This window comes from Paraburkholderia sp. A3BS-1L (assembly GCF_051125215.1).
GTDB lineage: Bacteria > Pseudomonadota > Gammaproteobacteria > Burkholderiales > Burkholderiaceae > Paraburkholderia.
The window spans coordinates 2,998,074-3,020,238 of record NZ_CP120442.1 but is presented as its reverse complement, the minus strand read 5'-3'; the positions used below and the strand labels follow the sequence as shown (position 1 = coordinate 3,020,238).

Genomic DNA, 22,165 nt, shown 5'->3' with positions numbered 1-22,165 from the left:
GCAATGGCACGTTCTATTAAGAAAGGTCCGTTCTGCGACGCCCATTTGCTGAAGAAGGTTGAGGCGGCTGCAGCTACGCGCGACAAGAAACCGATCAAGACCTGGTCGCGTCGTTCGACGATCCTGCCGGACTTCATCGGCCTGACGATCGCCGTGCACAACGGCCGTCAACACGTTCCGGTGTATGTCACGGAAAACATGGTCGGCCACAAGCTTGGCGAGTTCGCACTGACCCGTACGTTCAAGGGTCACGCGGCCGACAAGAAGGCCAAGAAATAAGGGGCAATCAAGATGGAAGTGAAGGCAATTCATCGCGGTGCCCGCATCTCGGCGCAGAAGACGCGCCTTGTGGCTGACCAGATCCGCGGTCTGCCGGTCGACAAGGCTCTGAACGTTCTGACGTTCTCGCCGAAGAAAGCGGCTGGCATCGTGAAAAAGGTTGTGCTCTCGGCTATCGCCAATGCGGAACACAACGAAGGCGCCGATATCGACGAGCTCAAGATCAAGAGCATCTACGTCGACAAGGCTGCTTCGCTGAAGCGTTTCACCGCACGCGCAAAGGGTCGCGGTAACCGCATCGAGAAGCAATCCTGTCACATCACTGTGACGGTCGGGAATTAAGGAGCCATACGATGGGACAGAAAATTCATCCGACTGGCTTCCGTTTGGCCGTCAGCCGCAATTGGGCTTCGCGTTGGTACGCGAACAACAACAATTTCGCGGCGATGTTGAAGGAAGACATCGGTGTTCGTGAATACCTGAAGAAGAAGCTGAAGAACGCTTCGGTGGGCCGTGTTGTGATCGAGCGCCCGGCTAAGAACGCTCGCATCACGATTTACAGCTCGCGCCCGGGTGTGGTGATCGGCAAGAAGGGTGAGGACATCGAACTCCTCAAGGCCGAACTCCAGAAGCGCATGGGCGTTCCGGTTCACGTGAACATCGAAGAAATTCGCAAGCCGGAAACCGACGCGCAGCTGATCGCCGACTCGATCACGCAGCAGCTCGAGCGCCGCATCATGTTCCGTCGCGCAATGAAGCGCGCGATGCAGAACGCGATGCGTCTGGGTGCCCAGGGCATCAAGATCATGAGCGCCGGCCGTCTGAACGGTATCGAAATCGCACGTACCGAGTGGTACCGCGAAGGTCGAGTGCCGCTTCACACGCTGCGTGCTGACATCGACTACGCAACCTCGGAAGCGAAGACGACGTACGGCATCATCGGCGTGAAGGTTTGGGTCTACAAGGGCGACACGCTCGGCCGCAACGACGCACCGGTGGTGGAAGAAGTCGCCGAAGAAAAGCGTCCGCGCCGCAATGCGCGTCCGGGCGATCGTCGTCCGCGCCGTGATGGCGAAGGCGCACCGGGTGCCCGTCGTGGCGCACCGCGCCGTGGCGACGGCAAGAGTGGAGAATAACGATGCTGCAACCGAAACGCAGGAAGTATCGCAAAGAGCAGAAGGGTCGTAACACCGGTATCGCAACGCGCGGCAACGCGGTTTCGTTCGGTGAATACGGTCTGAAGGCTATCGGTCGTGGTCGCCTGACCGCGCGTCAGATTGAAGCAGCGCGTCGTGCAATGACGCGTCACATCAAGCGTGGCGGCCGCATCTGGATCCGTATCTTCCCGGACAAGCCGATCTCGCAAAAGCCGGCGGAAGTGCGTATGGGTAACGGTAAGGGTAACCCTGAGTACTACGTCGCTGAGATCCAGCCGGGCAAGATGCTGTACGAAATGGATGGTGTGTCCGAAGAACTGGCCCGTGAAGCCTTCCGTCTGGCTGCAGCCAAGCTGCCGCTGAAGACGGTCTTCATGGTTCGCCAGCTCGGCGCCTAAGGAGTGAATGATGAAGGCTTCTGAACTTCACCAGAAAGACCAGGCCGCGCTCAACCAAGAGTTGTCGGACCTGCTTAAGGCGCAATTCGGCCTGCGCATGCAACTCGCGACCCAGCAGCTCACGAACACGAGCCAGCTGAAGAAGGTTCGTCGCGACATCGCACGTGTGCGGACCGTCCTGACTGAGAAGGCGAACCAGAAATGAACGAAAGCGTGAAAACCTCGCTTAAGCGGACGCTGGTCGGCAAGGTCGTCAGCAACAAGATGGACAAGACGGTCACCGTCCTGGTCGAGCGCCGCGTCAAGCACCCGATCTACGGCAAGTACGTCGTGCAGTCGAAGAAGTACCACGCTCACGACGAATCGAACACGTACAACGAGGGTGACCTCGTTGAAATCCAGGAAACCCGTCCGATTTCGAAGACGAAGGCCTGGACCGTGTCGAAGCTGATCGAAGCAGCACGCGTCATCTAAGAGCCGTTTCAGATGATGCAGTACCTCGGGGGCCCTCCCCGGGGTAGAGAAGTTGTTGAAATCGCTAAAGATTTCGCTTGCGAGACCAAGATTATCGAGTTATAGTCTTGGTCTTCCCTCTTTATGGGTTCGTTGTTGGCAAAGCAACGGGCGAAAGTAGTGGGGGAGGTGGTTCGGGCGCCAGTCCGGATCTGCAAGATTCACCGGAATGCGATGGCCGGTTTCGTTTGCCGTCGCTGCTGTTCTAACCCAAGCAGCTGAGCGGTCGTTCTAGTGGCGGCGCGGCTGACGGGACCAAGACTGACCGGATGTGCCATGGTGGCGCAACCGGATTAAGTTGGGAAAGATAAACCATGATCCAGACCGAAACTCGGCTTGAAGTAGCCGACAACACGGGTGCGCGTGAAGTCATGTGCATCAAGGTGCTCGGCGGCTCGAAGCGTCGTTATGCCAGCATTGGCGACATCATCAAGGTGAGCGTCAAGGAAGCAACGCCGCGCGGGCGCGTGAAGAAGGGCGAAATCTACAACGCTGTTGTGGTTCGCACCGCCAAGGGCGTGCGCCGTCAAGACGGCTCGCTGATCAAGTTCGATGGCAACGCCGCCGTGCTTTTGAATACCAAGCTTGAGCCGATCGGCACCCGCATTTTCGGGCCGGTTACGCGTGAGCTGCGTAGCGAACGATTCATGAAGATCGTTTCGCTGGCGCCGGAAGTGCTGTAAGGAGTCGCGATGAACAAGATTCGCAAGGGTGACGAAGTTATCGTCATTACCGGCAAAGACAAGGGCAAGCGCGGTGTCGTGGTCGCCATCGGTGAAGAGCGCGTTACTGTCGAAGGCATCAACATTGCGAAGAAGCATGTGAAGCCGAACCCCATGAAGGGTACGACGGGTGGCGTGGAAGCCAAGGCAATGCCGCTGGCTATCTCGAACGTCGCATTGGTCGACGCGAACGGCAAGCCGTCGCGCGTGGGCATCAAGGTCGAAGGGGACAAGAAGGTTCGTTTCCTGAAGACGACCGGTGCTGTCCTGAGCGCCTGACGCTGCGGAGTAAAAAATGGCACGTTTGCAAGAATTTTATAAAGAGAAGGTCGTCCCCGGCCTGATCGAGAAGTTCGGTTACAAGTCGGTCATGGAAGTGCCGCGCCTCACGAAGATCACCCTGAACATGGGTGTGGGTGAGGCCGTCGCTGACAAGAAGGTCCTCGAGCACGCCATTGGCGACCTCACGAAGATCGCCGGCCAGAAGCCTGTTGTGACGAAGTCGCGCAAGGCAATCGCCGGCTTCAAGATCCGTGAAGGTTATCCGATCGGCACGATGGTTACGCTGCGTGGCAATGCCATGTACGAATTCCTGGACCGTTTCGTGACGGTTGCGCTCCCCCGCGTGCGCGACTTCCGTGGTGTGTCGGGCAAGGCGTTCGACGGCCGTGGTAACTACAACATCGGTGTGAAAGAGCAGATCATTTTCCCCGAAATCGACTATGACAAGATCGACGCGCTGCGTGGGCTGAACATCAGCATCACGACGACCGCGAAGACCGATGAAGAAGCAAAGGCACTGCTCGCCGGCTTCAAGTTCCCGTTCAGAAACTGAGGTTACCGTGGCTAAACTGGCACTGATTGAACGTGAAAAGAAGCGCGCTCGTCTGGCAGCGAAGTTCGCGCCGAAGCGCGCAGCGCTGAAGGCGATCATCGACGACCAAAGCAAGTCGGAAGAAGAGCGCTACGCAGCTCGCCTCGAACTGCAACAACTGCCGCGCAACTCGAACCCGACCCGCAAGCGTAACCGCTGCGCGATCACGGGTCGTCCGCGTGGTACGTTCCGCAAATTCGGTCTCGCACGTAACAAGATTCGTGAAATCGCGTTCCGTGGTGAGATCCCTGGCATCACCAAGGCGAGCTGGTAATAGGAGAAACATAAATGAGCATGAGTGATCCTATCGCCGATATGCTGACTCGCATCCGCAATGCGCAGATGGTCGAGAAGGTTTCGGTTGCTATGCCCTCGTCGAAAGTGAAGATTGCCATTGCGCAGGTTCTGAAGGACGAAGGTTATATCGACGACTTCGCGGTGAAAACCGAAGGTGCGAAGTCGGAATTGAACATCGCGTTGAAGTACTACGCTGGCCGTCCCGTTATCGAGCGCATCGAACGCGTTTCGAAGCCGGGCCTGCGCGTGTACCGCGGCCGCAACGACATCCCGCAGGTCATGAATGGCCTGGGCGTTGCAATCGTGTCGACGCCGAAGGGTGTGATGACGGACCGCAAGGCGCGCGCTACTGGCGTCGGCGGCGAAGTTATCTGCTACGTCGCTTAAGACCTAAGGAGAAGAAACATGTCTCGAGTAGGTAAGAGCCCGGTCGCGCTGCAAGGCGCAGAAGCGACGCTCAGCGACGAGAAGATTACCGTCAAGGGCGCGCTGGGTACGATTTCGCAAGCTGCGAACCGCCTCGTGAAGGTGGTGAGCGAAGACGGTCAGCTCAAGTTTGAGCCGACGGACGACAGCCGCGAAGCCAATGCGATGTCGGGCACGATGCGCGCGATCGTCGCGAACATGGTGCAAGGCGTGACGAAGGGTTTTGAGCGCAAGCTGACGCTGGTTGGCGTTGGTTACCGTGCTCAAGCGCAAGGCGACAAGCTGAACCTGTCGCTGGGTTTCTCGCACCCCGTGGTGCACCAGATGCCGGAAGGCGTCAAGGCTGAAACCCCGTCGCAAACGGAAATCGTGATCAAGGGGATCGACAAGCAGAAAGTTGGCCAAACCGCTGCCGAAGTGCGCGGTTATCGCCCGCCGGAGCCCTACAAGGGCAAGGGTGTGCGTTACGCCAACGAGGTTGTGATCCTCAAAGAAACGAAGAAGAAGTAAGGGTGCGCAATCATGGATAAGACTCAATCTCGCCTGCGCCGCGCTCGTCAGACGCGTCTCAAGATCGCTGAGCTGCAGGTCGCGCGCCTGGCCGTGCATCGCACGAACACGCACATCTATGCGCAAGTGTTCTCGCCCTGCGGCACCAAGGTGCTGGCCAGCGCGTCGACGCTTGAAGCCGAAGTGCGTGCGCAACTGGCTGACCAGTCGGGCAAGGGCGGCAACGTCGCCGCTGCCTCGCTGATCGGCAAGCGTATTGCAGAAAAGGCTAAGGCCGCCGGCATCGAATCCGTCGCCTTTGACCGCTCGGGTTTCCGCTATCACGGCCGCGTCAAGGCGCTGGCTGATGCTGCGCGCGAAGCCGGGCTCAAGTTCTAAGGAAGGAATTCGTCATGGCAAAGATGCAAGCGAAAGTTCAGGCTGACGAACGCGACGACGGCCTTCGCGAAAAAATGATTTCGGTCAACCGCGTGACCAAGGTCGTGAAGGGTGGCCGTATTCTCGGCTTCGCCGCACTGACCGTGGTTGGCGATGGTGATGGCCGCGTCGGTATGGGCAAGGGCAAGTCGAAGGAAGTGCCGGTTGCTGTCCAGAAGGCGATGGAACAAGCTCGTCGCAACATGTTCAAGGTGCCCCTGAAGAACGGCACCCTGCAACACGAAGTGCACGGCAAGCATGGCGCATCGGTCGTCCTCCTCGCTCCGGCGAAGGCAGGTACGGGCGTGATCGCCGGCGGCCCGATGCGTGCCGTGTTCGACGTGATGGGCGTGCAGAACGTCGTGGCCAAGAGCCACGGTTCGACGAATCCGTACAACCTCGTTCGTGCGACGCTGGACGGCCTGCGCAAGCAGTCGACCCCGGCTGACATCGCGGCGAAGCGCGGCAAGTCCGTCGAAGACATTCTGGGCTAAGGGTGGGCACCATGTCTGAAAAAACTGTCAAGGTTCAGCTCGTCAAGAGCCTGATTGGGACCCGCGAATCGCACCGTGCCACCGTGCGCGGTCTCGGCCTGCGTCGCCTGAACTCGGTTTCCGAGCTGCAGGACACGCCGGCAGTGCGCGGCATGATCAACAAGGTCTCGTACCTCGTCAAGGTCATCGCTTAAGCGCACTCGGACCAAAAGACTCCAGGAGTTGAAAATGGAATTGAATAACCTGAAGCCGGCAGAAGGCGCGAAGCACGCAAAGCGTCGCGTCGGTCGCGGCATCGGCTCTGGCCTCGGCAAGACCGCTGGCCGTGGTCACAAGGGTCAGAAATCGCGTTCGGGCGGCTTCCACAAGGTCGGCTTCGAAGGCGGTCAAATGCCGCTGCAACGTCGTCTGCCCAAGCGTGGCTTCACCTCGTTGACGAAGGAATTCGTTGGTGAAGTGCGCCTCGCGGATATCGAGAAGCTGCCGGTCGACGAAATCGATCTGCTGGCTCTCAAGCAGGCAGGCCTCGTTGGCGAAATGACCCGCAGCGCGAAGATCATCGCTACTGGCGAGATCAAGCGCAAGGTCGTGGTCAAGGGCCTGGGTGCGACGAAGAATGCGCGTGCTGCGATCGAAGCAGCAGGCGGTTCTTTTGCCGAGTGATTGTGGGTGGTGCGTGCGGGCTTGCCCGCCGTCACTAACATCTGCATCGGAGAAGCTACTTGGCTAACAGCCCGAGTCTCGCAAAAACCGGTCGCAGCGCTCCGAAGTTCGGCGACCTGCGCCGGCGTGCAATGTTCTTGCTGCTGGCGTTGGTCGTTTATCGGATCGGAGCGCACATTCCGGTTCCCGGTATCGACCCGGACCAACTGGCGAAGCTCTTCCAGAGCCAGTCAGGCGGCATCCTGGGCATGTTCAACATGTTCTCGGGTGGCGCGCTGTCTCGCTTCACGATCTTCGCGCTGGGTGTGATGCCGTATATCTCGGCGTCGATCATCTTGCAGCTGATGGCGATCGTCTCGCCGCAGCTCGAGGCGCTGAAGAAGGAAGGGCAGGCTGGACAACGCAAGATCACGCAGTACACGCGGGTCTTCACGGTGGTGCTGGCAACCTTTCAGGCTTTCGGCATCGCGGTCGCGCTGGAAAACCAGCCTGGCCTCGTGATCGATCCGGGCATGGTGTTCCGCCTGACGACGGTGGTGACGCTCGTGACGGGCACGATGTTCTTGATGTGGCTTGGTGAGCAGATCACGGAACGCGGGCTTGGCAACGGCATTTCGATCATCATCTTCGGCGGGATCGCAGCGGGTTTCCCGAATGCGATTGGTGGTCTCTTCGAACTGGTTCGCACCGGCTCGATGGGTCCCATCTCGGCGATCATCATCGTGGTGCTGATCGCAGCCGTGACGTATCTGGTGGTGTTCATCGAACGCGGCCAGCGCAAGATCCTCGTGAACTATGCGAAGCGTCAGGTTGGCAACAAGATTTACGGTGGGCAGTCGTCGCACCTGCCGCTCAAGCTGAACATGTCGGGCGTGATTCCGCCGATCTTCGCGTCGTCGATCATCCTGTTCCCGGCAACCATCCTGAACTGGTTCAGTTCGGGGTCGCGGACCGGCTGGTTCGCGGACACGCTGCACAACGTGGCCGAAGCTCTCAAGCCTGGTCAGCCTGTGTACGTGTTGCTGTACGCGTTGGCGATCGTCTTCTTCTGCTTCTTCTACACCGCTCTGGTGTTCAACAGCAGGGAAACGGCCGACAACCTGAAAAAGAGTGGCGCGTTCGTACCTGGCATCCGCCCGGGCGATCAGACGGCTCGCTATATCGACCGCATCCTCACGCGTCTGACGCTGGCCGGTGCGATCTATATCGTGTTCGTTTGCCTGCTGCCCGAGTTTCTGGTGCTGCGCTGGAATGTGCCGTTTTATTTTGGTGGTACGTCGCTGCTGATCATTGTCGTCGTCACAATGGACTTCATGGCGCAGGTGCAGTCGTACGTGATGTCGCAACAATATGAATCGCTGCTCAAGAAGGCCAACTTCAAGGGCGGCGGCGTCCCGATGCGTTGAAAGGACCTATGGCCAAAGACGATGTAATCCAGATGCAGGGTGAGGTCATCGAAAACCTCCCCAACGCAACCTTCCGGGTGAAGCTGGAAAACGGCCATGTCGTTCTCGGGCATATTTCCGGAAAAATGCGGATGCACTACATCCGCATTCTCCCGGGCGACAAGGTGACGGTTGAGTTGACGCCTTACGATCTGTCGCGTGCGCGGATCGTGTTCCGGGCGAAGTGATTTAGAAAAAGGGTAATATCATGAAAGTGATGGCATCGGTAAAGCGCATTTGCCGCAACTGCAAAATCATCAAGCGCAACGGCGTCGTTCGCGTGATCTGCAGCTCGGACCCGCGCCACAAGCAGCGTCAAGGCTGATTAGCGCGCTTGCGCTTTTTGTTTGAGGAAAAACAATGGCTCGTATTGCAGGGGTTAACATCCCGAACCACCAGCACACTGAAATCGGCCTGACGGCAATTTTCGGTGTTGGCCGCACGCGTTCGCGCAACATCTGCGTTGCCGCGGGTGTGCCGTTCAACAAGAAGGTCAAGGACCTGGACGACGCGGATCTCGAAAAGCTGCGTGAGGAAGTGGGCAAGTTTGTCGTCGAAGGCGATCTGCGCCGTGAAGTGACGATGAACATCAAGCGCCTGATGGACCTCGGCTGCTACCGCGGCGTGCGCCATCGCAAGGGCCTGCCCCTGCGTGGCCAGCGCACGCGCACCAACGCACGTACGCGCAAGGGTCCGCGCCGCGCAGCACAGTCGCTGAAGAAGTAAGCGGAACTGACAGTTACAGGAAAACGTAATGGCTAAGGCTTCGAACAACTCCGCGGCGCAACGCGTTCGCAAGAAGGTCAAGAAGAACGTCGCCGAGGGCGTGGTTCACGTTCACGCGTCGTTCAACAACACCATCATCACGATCACCGATCGTCAAGGCAACGCGCTTGCCTGGGCAACCTCGGGCGGTCAGGGCTTCAAGGGCTCGCGCAAGTCGACTCCCTTCGCAGCTCAGGTCGCAGCCGAGTCGGCTGGCCGTGTCGCGATGGAATACGGCGTCAAGAACCTCGAAGTGCGTATCAAGGGCCCCGGCCCTGGCCGCGAATCGGCGGTGCGCGCGCTGCATGGTCTTGGCATCAAGATCACCGCGATCTCCGACGTGACGCCGGTCCCGCACAACGGCTGCCGTCCGCCGAAGCGCCGCCGCATCTAAGGCGTCGCTTGAGCCGAACGCCTGAGCCGCCGGAAACGGCGACCCAGGCTCTCGGCGTTATTGAATTGACTAAGCCCACCGTTCGGTTCAAAGAGCCGGACTAGCGTGAAACCGCGGGTTCGCCCATTCAGGTTTCGCGTGATCAATTATCGAAGGAAAGCAACGTGGCACGTTATATCGGCCCGAAGGCCAAGCTGTCCCGCCGTGAAGGCACCGACCTCTTCCTGAAGAGCGCACGCCGCTCGCTCGCCGACAAGTGCAAGCTCGACAGCAAGCCGGGTCAGCACGGCCGCACCTCGGGCGCCCGCACGTCCGACTACGGCACGCAGCTTCGCGAAAAGCAAAAAGTGAAGCGCATCTACGGCGTGCTCGAGCGCCAGTTCCGCCGCTACTTCGCGGAAGCTGACCGTATCAAGGGCAACACCGGCGAAAACCTGCTCAAGCTGCTCGAATCGCGTCTCGACAACGTCGTGTACCGCATGGGCTTCGCATCGACCCGCGCTGAAGCGCGTCAGCTCGTGAGCCACAAGGCTCTCACGCTGAACGGCGTCGTCGCGAACATCCCGTCGATGCAAGTGAAGGCAGGCGACGTCGTCGCAATTCGCGAAAAGGCGAAGAAGCAGGCGCGTATCGTCGAAGCGCTGTCGCTCGCTGAGCAAGGCGGCATGGCAGGTTGGGTGTCGGTCGACGCGAAGAAGTTCGAAGGCACGTTCAAGGGCATGCCTGAGCGCAGCGACATCGCTGGCGACATCAACGAAAGCCTGATCGTCGAATTGTATTCGCGTTAATCGGATTGACGGCCGGGGTAGCCTCTGTGCTTCGCGCAGGAGGTGGCCTCGGCTGTTTTTTTCAGGTTGTTGCCATCTCAGCCTTATCGGTGTAACGAGCCGAGGGTATTGAAAAGGAAAACCTATGCAAACCAGTTTGTTGAAACCCAAGATCATCGCTGTGGAATCGCTCGGCGAGAACCACGCGAAAGTGGTCATGGAGCCGTTCGAACGCGGTTATGGCCACACCTTGGGTAACGCGCTCCGGCGCGTGCTGCTGTCGTCGATGGTGGGCTATGCGCCGACCGAAGTGACGATCGCAGGCGTCGTGCACGAATACTCGACGCTCGATGGTGTGCAAGAGGACGTGGTCAACCTGCTGCTGAACCTGAAGGGCGTGGTGTTCAAGCTGCATAACCGTGACGAAGTGACGGTTACGCTGCGCAAGGAAGGCGAAGGCGTTGTCACCGCTGGCGACATCGAACTCTCGCACGACTGCGAAGTCATCAACCCGGAACACGTGGTTGCGCATCTGACGAAGGGCGGCAAGCTCGACGTGCAGATCAAGATCGAGAAGGGCCGTGGCTATGTGCCGGGCAACGTGCGCCGCTACGGCGACGAGTCGGCCAAGATCATCGGCCGCATCGTGCTGGACGCGTCGTTCTCGCCGGTTCGCCGCGTGAGCTACGCCGTCGAGAGCGCGCGTGTCGAGCAGCGTACCGACCTCGACAAGCTCGTGATGAACATCGAAACCAACGGCGTGATCTCGCCTGAGGAAGCGATTCGCCAGTCGGCGCGCATCCTCGTGGATCAGCTGTCGGTGTTCGCGGCTCTGGAAGGCACGGAAACGGCAGCGGAAGCCCCGTCGCGCGCGCCGCAGATCGACCCGATCCTGCTGCGTCCGGTGGACGATCTCGAACTCACGGTTCGCTCGGCGAACTGCCTGAAGGCCGAGAACATCTACTACATCGGCGACCTGATCCAGCGTACCGAGAACGAGCTGCTCAAGACCCCGAACCTGGGTCGCAAGTCGCTCAACGAGATCAAGGAAGTGCTCGCTTCGCGCGGTCTCACGCTCGGCATGAAGCTCGAAAACTGGCCGCCGGCTGGTCTCGACAAGTAATGTAAGTGGCACGGACGCGGATTTTCCTTTAAAATCCGCGTCTTGCTTTTTTCTGTACCGGCCCGTGCCCGAGTTTGATGCTCTGGCGATAGAAGAGCTGGACCAAAACTTTGTTTCAAGGAAATTGAAATGCGTCACCGTCATGGTCTGCGGAAACTGAACCGCACGAGCAGCCACCGTCTGGCAATGCTCCGTAACATGTCCAACTCGCTCATCGAGCACGAAGTCATCAAGACGACGCTGCCGAAGGCGAAGGAACTCCGTAAAGTGGTCGAGCCCCTCATCACGCTCGGCAAGAAGCCCTCGCTGGCGAACCGTCGTCTGGCGTTCAACCGCCTGCGCGATCGTGACTCGGTCACGAAGCTGTTCGACGTGCTCGGTCCGCGTTTCGCGAACCGTCCGGGTGGCTACCTGCGCATCCTGAAGTTCGGTTTCCGTGTTGGCGACAACGCACCGATGGCTCTGGTCGAACTGCTCGACCGTCCGGAAGTCGCGGAAGAGAACGTCCAGGAAGCGGAATAAGCTTTCGGTCGCCTGGTCCCCGGATCAAGCGGCGTGCGAAAAAGCCAGGCCTAGCCTGGCTTTTTTGTTTTCAGCAGTGGATTAAACGGCTCGGGAATGTGTTTGCTGTATGTCACCGCTGTGTCGTCGCTTCGCATGCTTACGGCGCATGAGCGAAGCCAGTTGACGCCGGTGGTACGATAACGTTCTGCCTCAGGCGCCCCCGGCTCTCGCGCCGTGGGGGCGGGGCACCATGACGGAGCTTGTCGTGACCCTCAATGTAATCTTGATGTTGACCACCTTGCCCGACGAGGACGCCGCCGAAAAGCTGTCGTCGACGGCGCTCGAAGCCCATCTCGCGGCCTGTGTGACGCGGCTTGGCCCGGTCCATTCGCAGTACCACTGGCAGGGCAGGATCGAGTCCAGCGACGAGGTGCAGCTTCTTTTCAAGACGAGTCTCGCGCGCGCGGCCGAGCTCGAACAGTTCATCCAGACCCAGCATCCTTACGAGACGCCCGAGATTCTCTCGTGGCAGGTCACGGCGTCGAACGCCTATGGCCAATGGGTCAATGCCGAGACACAGCGTCCCATTCATGTTTAAGCGTTTCGATCGGCGCTTGCGCGCCGTGCCGTACACCTCGTTTCTGGCTTTCCTCGCACTCGTCGGTTGCGTGCTGCCGCTCTTGTTCGGTGCAGCGCCCGCCCGCGCCGACGACGACTTCCTGCCGCCCGATCAGGCCTTCACGTTCAGTGCGAGCGAGGAGCCGGGCGTCGTCGATGTTCACTTCAAGATTGCCGATGGCTATTACATGTACCGCGAGCGCTTTGCATTTGCGACGCGCAACGATACGGCCACGCTCGGCGATGCACAGATTCCTCCAGGGCATGTGAAGTTCGATACAACGTTCAACAAGAACGTCGAGACCTATCGCAAGGAACTTACGATCCGCGTGCCCGTGAAGCAGGCGCGCGGGGCATTCGATCTTGCGGTGACGTCCCAGGGATGCGCCGACGCCGGCATCTGCTATCCGCCGGCGGAGCATGTCTATCACGTGAGCGGCGCGGCGCTTCAAGCCGCGGCCGGCGGGCAGAGTGCGGCGGCCACCGTTGCGCCGGCCACTTCGGCCACGCCTTCGGCACCGGCGGACAACGCACGGCAGTCGTGGTACGAACGCGCGACGAGCGCGGACTATGCGCAATCGCTGCTGCAAGGCGGTGGCTTTTTCGGCGTAGTCGGTTTGTATTTTCTCGCGGGCATCGTGCTCAGCCTGCTGCCCTGCTCGTATCCGATGATTCCGATCCTCTCGGCCATCATCGTGGGCGAGGGCGCGCAGGTGACGCGCGCACGCGGTTTCGCGTTGTCGTTCGTCTACGTGCTCGGCATGGCGCTGGTCTACACGGTGCTCGGCATTGCCGCGGCGCTGATCGGGCAAAGCCTTGGGGCGTGGTTGCAGAACCCGTGGGTGCTCGGCGTGTTCGCCGGGCTGCTGACCGCCTTTGCGCTCATGCTGATCGCCGGCTACGACCTCGCATTGCCGCAGCGCTGGCAGGATGGTGCATCTCGCGCGTCTCAGGGCCGCTCGGGCGGCAAGTTCGTGGCTGTTGCCGTGATGGGCGCGCTGTCCGCCCTGGTGGTGGGCGCCTGCATGACCGCGCCGCTCTTCGCCGTGCTCGCGTTCATCGCGCACACAGGCAACGCCGTTCTCGGCGGCGCCGCGCTTTTCGCAATGGGCATCGGCCTTGGCGTGCCGCTCATGATCATCGGGCTCGGCGCAGGCACGCTGCTGCCGCGCGCGGGCACGTGGATGGATGGCGTGAAGGTCTTCTTCGGCATCGCGCTGCTCGCAGCCGCGCTGTGGATCGTATGGCCTGTGCTGGGCGCGAGCGCGCAAATGCTGCTGGCTGCGCTCTGGCTCCTGCTCGCCGCCGCCGGGCTTGGACTTTTTACGCCGAATGCGGGCGGCTCCAATGTCTGGCGGCGTCTGGGGCGCGGCGTAGGCGCGGCGTTCGCGATCTGGGCCGCTACGCTCATCGTCGGTCTTTCGGCTGGCTCGACCGATCCGCTGCGCCCGCTCGCCGTGCTGGCCGCACGCGCGGGCGGCGCTGCAGGCAACGACGCGGCGCGGGTGGCCGAGGCCGATGCACTGACCTTCGCCCCGGTGCGCTCGTCGGCGCAACTCGACGCGATGCTCAAGACGGCGGGCAAGCCCTCGATGCTCGACTTCTACGCAGACTGGTGCGTGAGTTGCAAGGAGATGGAGAGCCTCACGTTCAGCGATTCGCGCGTGCAGGCGCGCCTCGCGCAACTCGGTCTGCTGCGCGCCGACGTGACGGCCAATAACCGCGACGATCAGGCGCTGCTCAAGCGCTTTGGCTTGTTCGGCCCGCCGGGCATCATTTTCTTCGATGCAAGCGGTCAGGAGGTGCTGCGCGTGGTGGGCTACGAAAACGCGGATAAATTCCTCGCCCGGCTCGATCGCGTGGTGGCGCAGGGACAGACGCCGGCGCCTTCGGCCAAGTCCGTGCAATCGGTGCTTTCGACGCTCACGGGCAGATCGTAAGCACACCGCACGACGCATCGAGCATTCGCGCAAACAAAAAGGCACGTCGCGAGACGTGCCTTTTTTCATGCGTCAAGCGCGAATCCGCGCGGCGCTTATTTCTGCGCGCGCAACAGGCGAGCGGCGTCGAGCGCGAAGTACGTGAGAATGCCGTCGGCGCCCGCGCGCTTGAACGCGAGCAGCGACTCCATCATCACTTTGTCGTGGTCAAGCCAGCCGTTTTGCGCTGCAGCCTTGAGCATCGCGTATTCGCCGCTCACCTGGTACACGTAGGTCGGGAAGCGGAACTCGTCCTTCACGCGGCGCACGATGTCGAGATACGGCATACCGGGCTTGACCATCACCATGTCGGCGCCTTCTTCGATGTCGAGGCGCACTTCGCGCAGCGCTTCGTCCGAGTTCGACGGGTCCATCTGGTAGGTCATCTTGTTGCCCTTGCCCAGATTCGACGCGGAGCCCACGGCATCGCGGAACGGTCCGTAGAACGCCGAAGCATACTTCGCCGAGTACGCCATGATGCGCGTATGGATGTGGTTCTCGCTCTCGAGCATCTCGCGGATCGCGCCGATGCGGCCGTCCATCATGTCCGAAGGCGCGACGATATCGACGCCCGCTTCAGCCTGCGCGCGTGCCTGAGCGACAAGGATCTCGATGGTTTCGTCGTTGATGACGTAGCCGTTTTCGTCGATCACGCCGTCCTGGCCGTGGCTCGTGTACGGGTCGAGCGCGACGTCGCATAGCACGCCGAGTTCGGGAAAGCGCTTCTTGAGCTCGCGCACGGCGCGCGGAATCGTGCCGTCGGGGTTGGTCGCTTCGATGCCGTCGGGTGTCTTCAGCGCCGGATCGACGGCGGGGAAGAGCGAGAGCACCGGAATGCCCAGTTCGACGCATTGCTCGGCCACGCCCATGAGCAGATCGACCGAAACGCGCTCGACGCCGGGCATCGACGGCACGGCTTCGCGCACGTTGGTTCCAGCGACCACGAATACGGGGTAGATCAGGTCATTGGTGGTGAGGAGGTTTTCGCGCATCAGGCGGCGCGAGAAGTCGTCGCGGCGCATGCGGCGCGGACGATGATGCGGATAGAAGCTCATGTCGGCAGGGATATCTTGAAACGGGGCGCGCCTTGGCGCACAGGAAACTTTTCAGGACAATGGTATATCATACCGATCGAGCGAGGCGCCTGGCGCCGGACTCCCCGCTTCTCCTCCCTGAGCGGGTGCCTGTCGTTTTTCGATAAGGCTGTTTAGCCCGCCGGCATTTACGGCGGGTTTTTTTATGTGCCGCCGAAATTGAGCAATGCCGGTACGCCGGCGAGGACGTGCGGCGTCGCACGTCCCGTTATGTGGCTAACGCACATTCGTGCACCGAACGTGGCAAGCGAAGCGTCGGCCTGGCTTCGCGTGCGAGCGCGCCGGCCTTAAACCTCGCCGGATTTGACCTCGGGCGCGATCCAGCTTTCGATGACCGCGTGCGCCTCGTCGAGCCCCACGCGCTTGAGCGCGGAAAAGAGCTGTGCGCTCAGCTTCCCTTCATAACCCAGCTTGCGGTACTCGTCGAAGGCCTTGTTCGTCGTGCGCAGTGCGAGAACGCTTTCTTGGCGCGTCAATTTGTCGCATTTCGTCAGAAGCGCGTGGACGGGCTTTCCGGTCGGCGCGAACCACTCGATCATGCGCCGGTCCAGTTCGGTGAGCGGCCGGCGCGCATCCATCATCAGCACGAGGCCGGCGAGTTGGGCGCGCGTTTGCAGATAGAGCGAGAGCAGTTGCTCCCAATGCGCCTTCGCGGCTTCCGGCACTTCGGCATAGCCGTACCCCGGCAAGTCGACCAGATAGCCTGTGGGATCGTCGGCGCTGCCCACGCCGAAATAGTTGATGTGCTGCGTGCGGCCAGGGGTCTTCGACGCGAAGGCGAGGCGCTTCTGGTTGCACAGCAGATTGATTGCCGTGGATTTGCCCGCGTTCGAGCGGCCGGCGAACGCGACTTCGGGCCGTGCCGTAGCGGGCAGGTCGCGCAGATGATTCACCGTCGTGAAGAAACGGGCTTGGTGCAGCAGGAAGGCCATCGGTAGGACCACAAGTGAAGTAGCGAGGCGGGCGGGACCGCCCAAGCCCGGAGGTGCCGGGAACGATCTGAAGATATCGGGGGGAGGCCCGACTGGCGCCGTGGCGCCTTGCGCGCTATTGTACAATGCGACGGTTTACTGAATACCGGGAAGGCCAGCGCGGAGCTTTTCGGGTAGATCGGTCGCTGTCGTGTATTTGCAGAACCTGATTCCCACAAGACGAAACAAGGTGCGCGAATGAATCGATTGGGCAAGTCCTTGAAGGTACTCCAATTTGCGATAGGTGCGACAGCAGCAGGTCTCGTAGCAAGTGTTTCGATGATGGCGACGGCAGCCGAGTCGGCGCCGGCCAAGCCCGATCTGGCCCGGGGGCAGGCCATCGCGGGGCAGGTCTGCGCCGCCTGTCATGGCGCCGATGGCAACAGCAGCGGCGGCGCCTATCCCAAGCTCGCCGGTCAGCACGCCGAGTATCTCGTCAAGCAGCTCAAGGATTTCAAGCCACAGCCCGGTGGCAAGCCCCCTGTGCGTAATAATCCAATTATGGTTGGCTTTGCCAGCGCGCTTAACGATCAGGATATGATCAACGTTGCGGCGTGGTTCGCATCGCAGACGCCCAAGCCCGGCACCGCCCACGACGCGAAGACCGTGCCGGTCGGCCAGAAGATCTGGCGCGCCGGTATCGCGGACAAAGGCGTGCCTGCATGCGCCGGGTGCCACGGACCCACGGGGCAGGGCATTCCGGTTCAGTACCCGCGGCTGTCGGGCCAATGGTCGGAGTACATCGTCGCGCAGTTGCAGGCGTTCCAGCAGCGCACGCGCAACAACAACGAGCCGATGCGTGAAATCTCGCACCGTCTCTCGGACGACGAGATCAAGGCTGTCGCCGACTACGCAGCCGGCCTGCACTGATCCCGGCGTCGCGCCGGGCAGTCCAAGAACAAGAAAAGGGTGTGGGCGCCGCATGGATGCGGCGGTCCCGCACCCTTTTTTGCTGTAATGCGCTGACGAAAAGCGCAGTGAGAAGTGCCATGAGAAGCGGAGTTTGAATGAGCGTCACCACGCAGGGTCTGCAGTTGAATATCCGCCAGAGAGCGGTCAGAAGCACCATCGAGCTGCTCAGCTCGATGCGCTTTGCCATCGCGCTGCTCGTGGTGCTGTCCATTGCGAGCATTATCGGCACGGTGCTCACGCAGGACGACCCGTATCCCAACTACGTCAATCAGTTCGGCCCGTTCTGGGCCGACATCTTCCGCGCCCTGAGCCTCTACACCGTATATAGCGCGTGGTGGTTCATGACCATCCTCGGCTTTCTCGTGGTGTCGATCTCGCTGTGCGTGATCCGTAACGCGCCGAAGATGATTGCCGACACGAAGAGCTGGAAGGACAAAGTCCGCGAAGGCAGCCTGCGCGCGTTCCACCACAAGGGCGAGTTCGTGCTCGAGGGCGGCTCGCGCGCGCAGACCGCCGCGACGCTAGGCAAGCTCGCGCAGCGCCTCGGCTACAAGTTCGTCACGCGCGAAAGCGAGGGCGCGACGCTCATCGCCGCCAAGCGCGGCGCCCTCGCGAAAATCGGCTATATTTTTGCCCACCTCGCCATCGTGGTGATCTGCATTGGCGGCCTGCTCGACAGCAATCTGCCGATCAAATTCCAGATGTGGCTCTTCAACAAGACGCCCATCCAGAGCAATGCCGTCATCAACGACATTCCGCCCGAGCATCGGCTTTCCACCGCGAACCCGACGTTCCGCGGCTACGCGTGGGTGCCCGAGGGCCAGTACGTCTCCACGGCCATCCTGAACCAGCCCAACGGCTCGCTAATCCAGGATCTGCCGTTCTCGATCCAGCTCAACAAGTTCATCGTCGATTACTACTCGACCGGGATGCCCAAGCTCTTCGCGAGCGACATCGTCGTGATCGATCACAAGACCGGCCAGCGCATTCCGGCGCGTATCGAGGTCAACGAGCCGTTCGAGTACGACGGCGTGTCGATCTACCAGTCGAGCTTCCAGGACGGCGGCTCGCAGATGCACATGACCGCGTGGCCCATGGCCGGCGCGAGCGCGAAGAGCTTTCCGTTCGAAGGCACCATCGGCAATTCGGCGAAGCTTGCGCTGCCCGCGGGCCAGAGCGTGCCGGGCGTGGATGGCCAGACCATCGAATTCGCCGACTTCCGCGCGATAAACGTCGAGAACATTTCGAACGGCAGCGGCCAGACCGACGTGCGCGGCGTCGCGCATCAGACCCTCAAGGAAGCGTTCGACGAGCGCCTCGGTTCCGGCGCGAAGAGCTCGAAGCCGATCGATCTGCACAACGTCGGCCCCTCGGTGCAGTACAAGGTGCGTGACAAGGACGGCCAGGCGCGCGAGTACAACAACTACATGCTGCCCGTCGACGTGGGCGGCGCGCGGATATTCCTCGCGGGCATGCGCGAGAACCCCGACGAGCCGTTCCGTTACCTGCGCATTCCGGCCGACAGCGGCGGCACGATGAAGGAATGGATGCTGCTGCGCGCCGCGTTCGAGGATCCGGCGCTGCGCGAGCAGGCCGCGCAACGCTTCGCCGCGCGCTCGGTCCCCGATGCGAACCGCGAGTTGCAGCAGCATCTGCAAGAAAGCGCTTCGCGCGTCCTGACCCTTTTCGCGGGCGCCGATCCTTCGGCGCAAGGCACGTCCGAGGCGCAAAAGGGCGGCTTCCAGGCCGTGGCGATCTTTATCGACAAGTCTGTGCCCAAGGGCCAGCAGGAAAAGGCCGCCGGGCTGCTGCTGCGCATGCTCGAAGGCGCGACGTGGGACCTTTGGCAGCTCGCGCGCACGCGGGCCGGCGAGCCTGTGCTCACGCCTGACGCGCAATCGACGCGCTTCGTCCAGGACTCGATCAATGCGGTTTCGGACAGCTTCCTGTACGGGGCGCCTGTCTATCTACAGCTTGATTCATTCAAGCAGGTGCAAGCTTCGGTATTTCAGCTGACGCGCGCGCCAGGCAAGAAAGTCGTGTATCTTGGCAGCCTGTTGCTCGTACTTGGCATCTTCTCGATGTTCTATGTGCGCGAGCGACGTCTGTGGTTCTGGCTGAAGGACCGGAGCGGGGCCAACGGCGGGGGTGTCGACGTCATCATGGCGATGTCGACCGCGCGCCGCACCCTCGACTTCGAGAAAGAGTTTGCCCGTACCCGCGAAGCGGTCTCCCGAGCCTTGGGTGCGAAACCCGAGGCCACCGGCGCCGGCAGCAGCGGGACGGACCGTACCCCTTGATCCACGCGCCACTCATGCGATTCACGCGACTCACGTGATTGATGCGATCCACGGAAACTCACGATCGACACCGGTAAGCCCATGGACTTGACTCAAGTAACTTCTTCCGCGCAAACCCGCCGCGCCGACCGCGCGGCAGCGGCTGCGCCGCACGATGCGGCGCTTGCGCACGATCCCCACGCGGACGCGTTCTTCGACGAACGCTCCTTCCTGCGCCGTCTCACGGCACTCGACTGGCTGTTCGCGCTGGCCCTGGTGTTGGGCGCGGGCTTCGCGCTGTCGCGCTATCACGCGCACATGAACTATTACGACAAGCTGGTGCTGTGCGGCACGGTGCCGGCGCTCGTCGTGCTGGGCTGGCGCTGGAAGCCGGCGCGTCTGTTGATGGCGGGCATTGCGGTGCTGTCGGTCGGCGCGATCCAGATTTATCAGGGCGACCTCGCGCGCGCCGACCAGGCGTTCTTCCTCAAGTACTTCCTGTCGAGCCAGTCGGCCATCCTGTGGATGAGCGCGCTGTTCGTGCTAGCGACGTTCTTCTATTGGGTCGGTCTGCTTTCGCGCTCGCCCACGGGTGGCGCGATCGGCACGAAGCTCACGTGGACGGCGGTGCTGATCGGCTTCGTCGGCCTGATGGTGCGCTGGTACGAGTCGTATCTGATCGGCGCCGACGTCGGCCATATTCCCATCTCGAACCTCTACGAAGTGTTCGTGCTGTTCAGCCTCATCACGGCGCTGTTCTATCTGTATTACGAAAAGCACTACAACACGCGCGCGCTCGGCGCATTCGTGCTGCTCGTGATCAGCGCGGCCGTGGGCTTCCTGATGTGGTACTCGATCTCGCGCGACGCGCAGCAGATCCAGCCGCTCGTGCCCGCGCTGCAAAGCTGGTGGATGAAGATTCACGTGCCGGCGAACTTCATCGGCTACGGCAGCTTCGCGCTTTCGGCGATGGTGGGCGTGGCCTACATCATGAAAGAGCGCGGCATGCTGGCGGACCGCCTGCCCGCGCTCGACGTGCTCGACGACGTCATGTACAAGTCGATCGCGGTCGGCTTTGCGTTCTTCACCATCGCGACCATTCTTGGCGCGCTATGGGCGGCGCAGGCGTGGGGCGGCTACTGGAGCTGGGACCCGAAGGAAACGTGGGCGCTGATCGTGTGGCTCAACTACGCGGCATGGCTCCACATGCGTCTCATGAAGGGCTTGCGCGGCGGCGTGGCCGCGTGGTGGGCGCTAACGGGCCTGCTCGTCACGACCTTCGCGTTCCTCGGCGTGAACATGTTCCTCTCGGGCCTGCACAGCTACGGCAAGCTGTAACGCCCGGTAACGCCCGGGAGCACATGATGTTGGCGGACGGTGTAACCGCCGCCGTCCGCCCAGCGAACTAACCGTCGGAAGCCTCGCGCTCCGGCGGTTTTTTATTTGCGGGGCGGAAGAATTGCGGATCGCGTGCGTTTGCCCGGTAGTGGAGGGCTCGCAACGGCGCGCGGGCGCGGCGGGGCCGAGTGGGTCCATTCGACAGGAGCAACATCATGTGGATCAAGCGCAGCAGCAGGATCATCCTCAACGGCGACGACATTGCCGCGAGCGAGATCACGCCGCAAAAGGTGTATGAACAGCGCCGCCGTTTGCTGCAGGCGGCCGGAGCGGCAGCGCTCGGCGGCGTGGCGGGCCTGTTCGGCGCGCGCGATGCGTTCGCGGAATACGCGTCGCCGGATGCGAAGGCGCTCAAGCTGGCCGCGAAGACCAACACGAAGTTCGTCGCGCTCGACAAGGTCACGCCCTACAAGGACATCACGACCTATAACAACTTCTACGAGTTCGGCACCGACAAGGGCGACCCGGCGGAAAACGCGCATACGCTGCGGCCGCGCCCCTGGAAGGTGAGCGTGGAGGGCGAGGTGAAGAACGCGAAAGTCTACGACATCGACGAGATTCTCAAGCTCGCGCCGCTCGAGGAGCGCGTGTACAGGCACCGCTGCGTGGAGGGCTGGTCGATTGTGGTTCCGTGGATCGGCGTGTCGCTTGCGGAGTTGATTCGCCGCGCGCAGCCCACCGGCAACGCGAAGTACGTGCAGTTCATCACGCTCGCCGACCGCTCGCAGATGCCCGGCCTCGCCGATCCGATCCTCGATTGGCCGTACTCCGAAGGACTGCGCATGGACGAGGCGATGAACCCACTCACGTTGCTCACCGTGGGGCTCTACGGACAGGTGCTGCCGAACCAGAATGGTGCGCCGCTGCGCGTGGTGGTGCCGTGGAAGTACGGTTTCAAGAGCGCGAAGTCGCTCGTGAAGATCCGCTTCGTGGAAAAGCGGCCGCCCACGAGTTGGAACACTTACGCCGCCAACGAATACGGCTTCTATTCGAACGTCAATCCGAACGTCGATCACCCGCGCTGGAGTCAGGCGACGGAGCGGCGCATCGGCGAGGACGGTTTTTTCGCGCCCAAGCGCAAGACGCTCATGTTCAACGGTTACGGCGATCTGGTGGCGTCGATGTATCAGGGCATGGATCTGCGCAAGAACTTCTGAGCCGAGAGA

Annotated in this window: 32 protein-coding genes; 30 read left to right on the top strand and 2 right to left on the bottom strand. The window is 61.5% G+C overall.

What is annotated here, in order from left to right; genetic code table 11:
* Positions 1 to 3 precede the first annotated feature (3 nt).
* The 26 genes from rpsS (at position 4) to dsbD (ending at position 14,306) form a co-directional block, all read left to right on the top strand.
* Positions 4 to 279 (top strand): 30S ribosomal protein S19, encoded by a 276-nt coding sequence (rpsS, locus tag P5W99_RS13820; protein WP_027797286.1) that lies wholly within the window; start codon positions 4 to 6, stop codon positions 277 to 279.
* A gap of 12 nt (positions 280 to 291) precedes the next feature.
* The gene (gene rplV / locus P5W99_RS13815) at positions 292 to 621 is read left to right on the top strand and encodes a 50S ribosomal protein L22 (protein ID WP_004199272.1); all 330 of its coding nucleotides are present in this window, start codon (positions 292 to 294) and stop codon (positions 619 to 621) included.
* Positions 622 to 632: 11 nt separating this feature from the next.
* Positions 633 to 1,415 carry a 30S ribosomal protein S3 gene (rpsC, locus tag P5W99_RS13810; protein ID WP_129562998.1) on the top strand — a complete coding sequence of 261 codons (783 nt, stop codon included), beginning with the start codon at positions 633 to 635 and terminating at the stop codon, positions 1,413 to 1,415.
* 2 nt (positions 1,416 to 1,417) lie between these two features.
* Entirely contained in the window at positions 1,418 to 1,834 is a 417-nt protein-coding gene (gene rplP, locus P5W99_RS13805) for a 50S ribosomal protein L16 (protein ID WP_042269753.1), read from the top strand.
* A 10-nt stretch (positions 1,835 to 1,844) separates the two neighbouring features.
* Positions 1,845 to 2,039 carry a 50S ribosomal protein L29 gene (gene rpmC, locus P5W99_RS13800; RefSeq protein ID WP_035967606.1) on the top strand — a complete coding sequence of 65 codons (195 nt, stop codon included), beginning with the start codon at positions 1,845 to 1,847 and terminating at the stop codon, positions 2,037 to 2,039.
* Positions 2,036 to 2,308: a 30S ribosomal protein S17 gene (gene rpsQ / locus P5W99_RS13795; protein ID WP_027797289.1), complete on the top strand. Its 273-nt coding sequence runs from the start codon at positions 2,036 to 2,038 to the stop codon at positions 2,306 to 2,308. The genes rpmC and rpsQ overlap by 4 nt, the downstream gene beginning before the upstream one ends.
* A gap of 353 nt (positions 2,309 to 2,661) precedes the next feature.
* Positions 2,662 to 3,030 carry a 50S ribosomal protein L14 gene (rplN, locus tag P5W99_RS13790; protein ID WP_028213345.1) on the top strand — a complete coding sequence of 123 codons (369 nt, stop codon included), beginning with the start codon at positions 2,662 to 2,664 and terminating at the stop codon, positions 3,028 to 3,030.
* Positions 3,031 to 3,039: 9 nt separating this feature from the next.
* Positions 3,040 to 3,348 carry a 50S ribosomal protein L24 gene (gene rplX / locus P5W99_RS13785; protein WP_421024920.1) on the top strand — a complete coding sequence of 103 codons (309 nt, stop codon included), beginning with the start codon at positions 3,040 to 3,042 and terminating at the stop codon, positions 3,346 to 3,348.
* A 16-nt stretch (positions 3,349 to 3,364) separates the two neighbouring features.
* A complete protein-coding gene (gene rplE / locus P5W99_RS13780) occupies positions 3,365 to 3,904 on the top strand; it encodes a 50S ribosomal protein L5 (RefSeq protein ID WP_035531716.1) in 540 nt (179 codons plus the stop codon).
* Positions 3,905 to 3,911: 7 nt separating this feature from the next.
* Positions 3,912 to 4,217: a 30S ribosomal protein S14 gene (rpsN, locus tag P5W99_RS13775; RefSeq protein ID WP_035531713.1), complete on the top strand. Its 306-nt coding sequence runs from the start codon at positions 3,912 to 3,914 to the stop codon at positions 4,215 to 4,217.
* 14 nt (positions 4,218 to 4,231) lie between these two features.
* Entirely contained in the window at positions 4,232 to 4,627 is a 396-nt protein-coding gene (gene rpsH / locus P5W99_RS13770) for a 30S ribosomal protein S8 (protein ID WP_027819345.1), read from the top strand.
* Positions 4,628 to 4,645: 18 nt separating this feature from the next.
* Positions 4,646 to 5,176 carry a 50S ribosomal protein L6 gene (rplF, locus tag P5W99_RS13765; protein WP_421024919.1) on the top strand — a complete coding sequence of 177 codons (531 nt, stop codon included), beginning with the start codon at positions 4,646 to 4,648 and terminating at the stop codon, positions 5,174 to 5,176.
* Positions 5,177 to 5,188: 12 nt separating this feature from the next.
* On the top strand, positions 5,189 to 5,554 hold the full coding sequence (rplR, locus tag P5W99_RS13760) for a 50S ribosomal protein L18 (protein WP_027819343.1): 366 nt from the start codon (positions 5,189 to 5,191) through the stop codon (positions 5,552 to 5,554).
* A 14-nt stretch (positions 5,555 to 5,568) separates the two neighbouring features.
* On the top strand, positions 5,569 to 6,087 hold the full coding sequence (rpsE, locus tag P5W99_RS13755; protein WP_028206522.1) for a 30S ribosomal protein S5: 519 nt from the start codon (positions 5,569 to 5,571) through the stop codon (positions 6,085 to 6,087).
* A gap of 11 nt (positions 6,088 to 6,098) precedes the next feature.
* The gene (gene rpmD, locus P5W99_RS13750; RefSeq protein WP_006400644.1) at positions 6,099 to 6,281 is read left to right on the top strand and encodes a 50S ribosomal protein L30; all 183 of its coding nucleotides are present in this window, start codon (positions 6,099 to 6,101) and stop codon (positions 6,279 to 6,281) included.
* 34 nt (positions 6,282 to 6,315) lie between these two features.
* A complete protein-coding gene (rplO, locus tag P5W99_RS13745) occupies positions 6,316 to 6,750 on the top strand; it encodes a 50S ribosomal protein L15 (RefSeq protein ID WP_028222618.1) in 435 nt (144 codons plus the stop codon).
* Between the two features lie 59 nt (positions 6,751 to 6,809).
* Positions 6,810 to 8,156: a preprotein translocase subunit SecY gene (gene secY / locus P5W99_RS13740; RefSeq protein ID WP_129562996.1), complete on the top strand. Its 1,347-nt coding sequence runs from the start codon at positions 6,810 to 6,812 to the stop codon at positions 8,154 to 8,156.
* A gap of 8 nt (positions 8,157 to 8,164) precedes the next feature.
* Positions 8,165 to 8,383, top strand: coding sequence for a translation initiation factor IF-1 (infA, locus tag P5W99_RS13735; RefSeq protein ID WP_004521905.1), 219 nt, complete (start codon positions 8,165 to 8,167; stop codon positions 8,381 to 8,383).
* Positions 8,384 to 8,403: 20 nt separating this feature from the next.
* Complete coding sequence (rpmJ, locus tag P5W99_RS13730; protein WP_027819338.1) at positions 8,404 to 8,520, top strand: 50S ribosomal protein L36; 117 nt, start codon at positions 8,404 to 8,406, stop codon at positions 8,518 to 8,520.
* A 35-nt stretch (positions 8,521 to 8,555) separates the two neighbouring features.
* A complete protein-coding gene (gene rpsM, locus P5W99_RS13725) occupies positions 8,556 to 8,921 on the top strand; it encodes a 30S ribosomal protein S13 (RefSeq protein ID WP_035531705.1) in 366 nt (121 codons plus the stop codon).
* Between the two features lie 28 nt (positions 8,922 to 8,949).
* Positions 8,950 to 9,354 carry a 30S ribosomal protein S11 gene (gene rpsK, locus P5W99_RS13720; RefSeq protein ID WP_006052224.1) on the top strand — a complete coding sequence of 135 codons (405 nt, stop codon included), beginning with the start codon at positions 8,950 to 8,952 and terminating at the stop codon, positions 9,352 to 9,354.
* 164 nt (positions 9,355 to 9,518) lie between these two features.
* On the top strand, positions 9,519 to 10,142 hold the full coding sequence (gene rpsD, locus P5W99_RS13715; RefSeq protein WP_042269728.1) for a 30S ribosomal protein S4: 624 nt from the start codon (positions 9,519 to 9,521) through the stop codon (positions 10,140 to 10,142).
* Positions 10,143 to 10,266: 124 nt separating this feature from the next.
* Positions 10,267 to 11,244 carry a DNA-directed RNA polymerase subunit alpha gene (locus P5W99_RS13710; protein ID WP_028222614.1) on the top strand — a complete coding sequence of 326 codons (978 nt, stop codon included), beginning with the start codon at positions 10,267 to 10,269 and terminating at the stop codon, positions 11,242 to 11,244.
* Positions 11,245 to 11,373: 129 nt separating this feature from the next.
* Positions 11,374 to 11,766: a 50S ribosomal protein L17 gene (gene rplQ / locus P5W99_RS13705; RefSeq protein ID WP_027797304.1), complete on the top strand. Its 393-nt coding sequence runs from the start codon at positions 11,374 to 11,376 to the stop codon at positions 11,764 to 11,766.
* Positions 11,767 to 12,013: 247 nt separating this feature from the next.
* The gene (gene cutA, locus P5W99_RS13700; protein WP_213299013.1) at positions 12,014 to 12,346 is read left to right on the top strand and encodes a divalent-cation tolerance protein CutA; all 333 of its coding nucleotides are present in this window, start codon (positions 12,014 to 12,016) and stop codon (positions 12,344 to 12,346) included.
* A complete protein-coding gene (gene dsbD, locus P5W99_RS13695; RefSeq protein WP_434661131.1) occupies positions 12,339 to 14,306 on the top strand; it encodes a protein-disulfide reductase DsbD in 1,968 nt (655 codons plus the stop codon). Before cutA ends, dsbD begins: the two co-directional genes overlap by 8 nt.
* A 95-nt stretch (positions 14,307 to 14,401) precedes the next feature.
* On the opposite strand, the gene hemB is transcribed toward dsbD, so the two are convergent.
* Together hemB and yihA are read right to left on the bottom strand one after the other, a co-directional pair.
* Positions 14,402 to 15,400: a porphobilinogen synthase gene (hemB, locus tag P5W99_RS13690; RefSeq protein WP_213299019.1), complete on the bottom strand. Its 999-nt coding sequence runs from the start codon at positions 15,398 to 15,400 to the stop codon at positions 14,402 to 14,404.
* Between the two features lie 326 nt (positions 15,401 to 15,726).
* Positions 15,727 to 16,371 carry a ribosome biogenesis GTP-binding protein YihA/YsxC gene (gene yihA / locus P5W99_RS13685; RefSeq protein ID WP_421024917.1) on the bottom strand — a complete coding sequence of 215 codons (645 nt, stop codon included), beginning with the start codon at positions 16,369 to 16,371 and terminating at the stop codon, positions 15,727 to 15,729.
* Positions 16,372 to 16,608: 237 nt separating this feature from the next.
* On the opposite strand from yihA, the gene P5W99_RS13680 reads away from it, so the two are divergent.
* The 4 genes from P5W99_RS13680 (at position 16,609) to msrP (ending at position 22,156) form a co-directional block, all read left to right on the top strand.
* Positions 16,609 to 17,280, top strand: a complete 672-nt coding sequence (locus tag P5W99_RS13680; RefSeq protein ID WP_421024916.1) for a c-type cytochrome — start codon at positions 16,609 to 16,611, stop codon at positions 17,278 to 17,280.
* 137 nt (positions 17,281 to 17,417) lie between these two features.
* The gene (locus P5W99_RS13675; RefSeq protein WP_434661128.1) at positions 17,418 to 19,622 is read left to right on the top strand and encodes a cytochrome c biogenesis protein ResB; all 2,205 of its coding nucleotides are present in this window, start codon (positions 17,418 to 17,420) and stop codon (positions 19,620 to 19,622) included.
* Positions 19,623 to 19,703: 81 nt separating this feature from the next.
* A complete protein-coding gene (gene ccsB, locus P5W99_RS13670) occupies positions 19,704 to 20,939 on the top strand; it encodes a c-type cytochrome biogenesis protein CcsB (RefSeq protein ID WP_421024914.1) in 1,236 nt (411 codons plus the stop codon).
* A gap of 215 nt (positions 20,940 to 21,154) precedes the next feature.
* Positions 21,155 to 22,156, top strand: coding sequence for a protein-methionine-sulfoxide reductase catalytic subunit MsrP (msrP, locus tag P5W99_RS13665; protein WP_434661126.1), 1,002 nt, complete (start codon positions 21,155 to 21,157; stop codon positions 22,154 to 22,156).
* Positions 22,157 to 22,165: the final 9 nt, after the last annotated feature.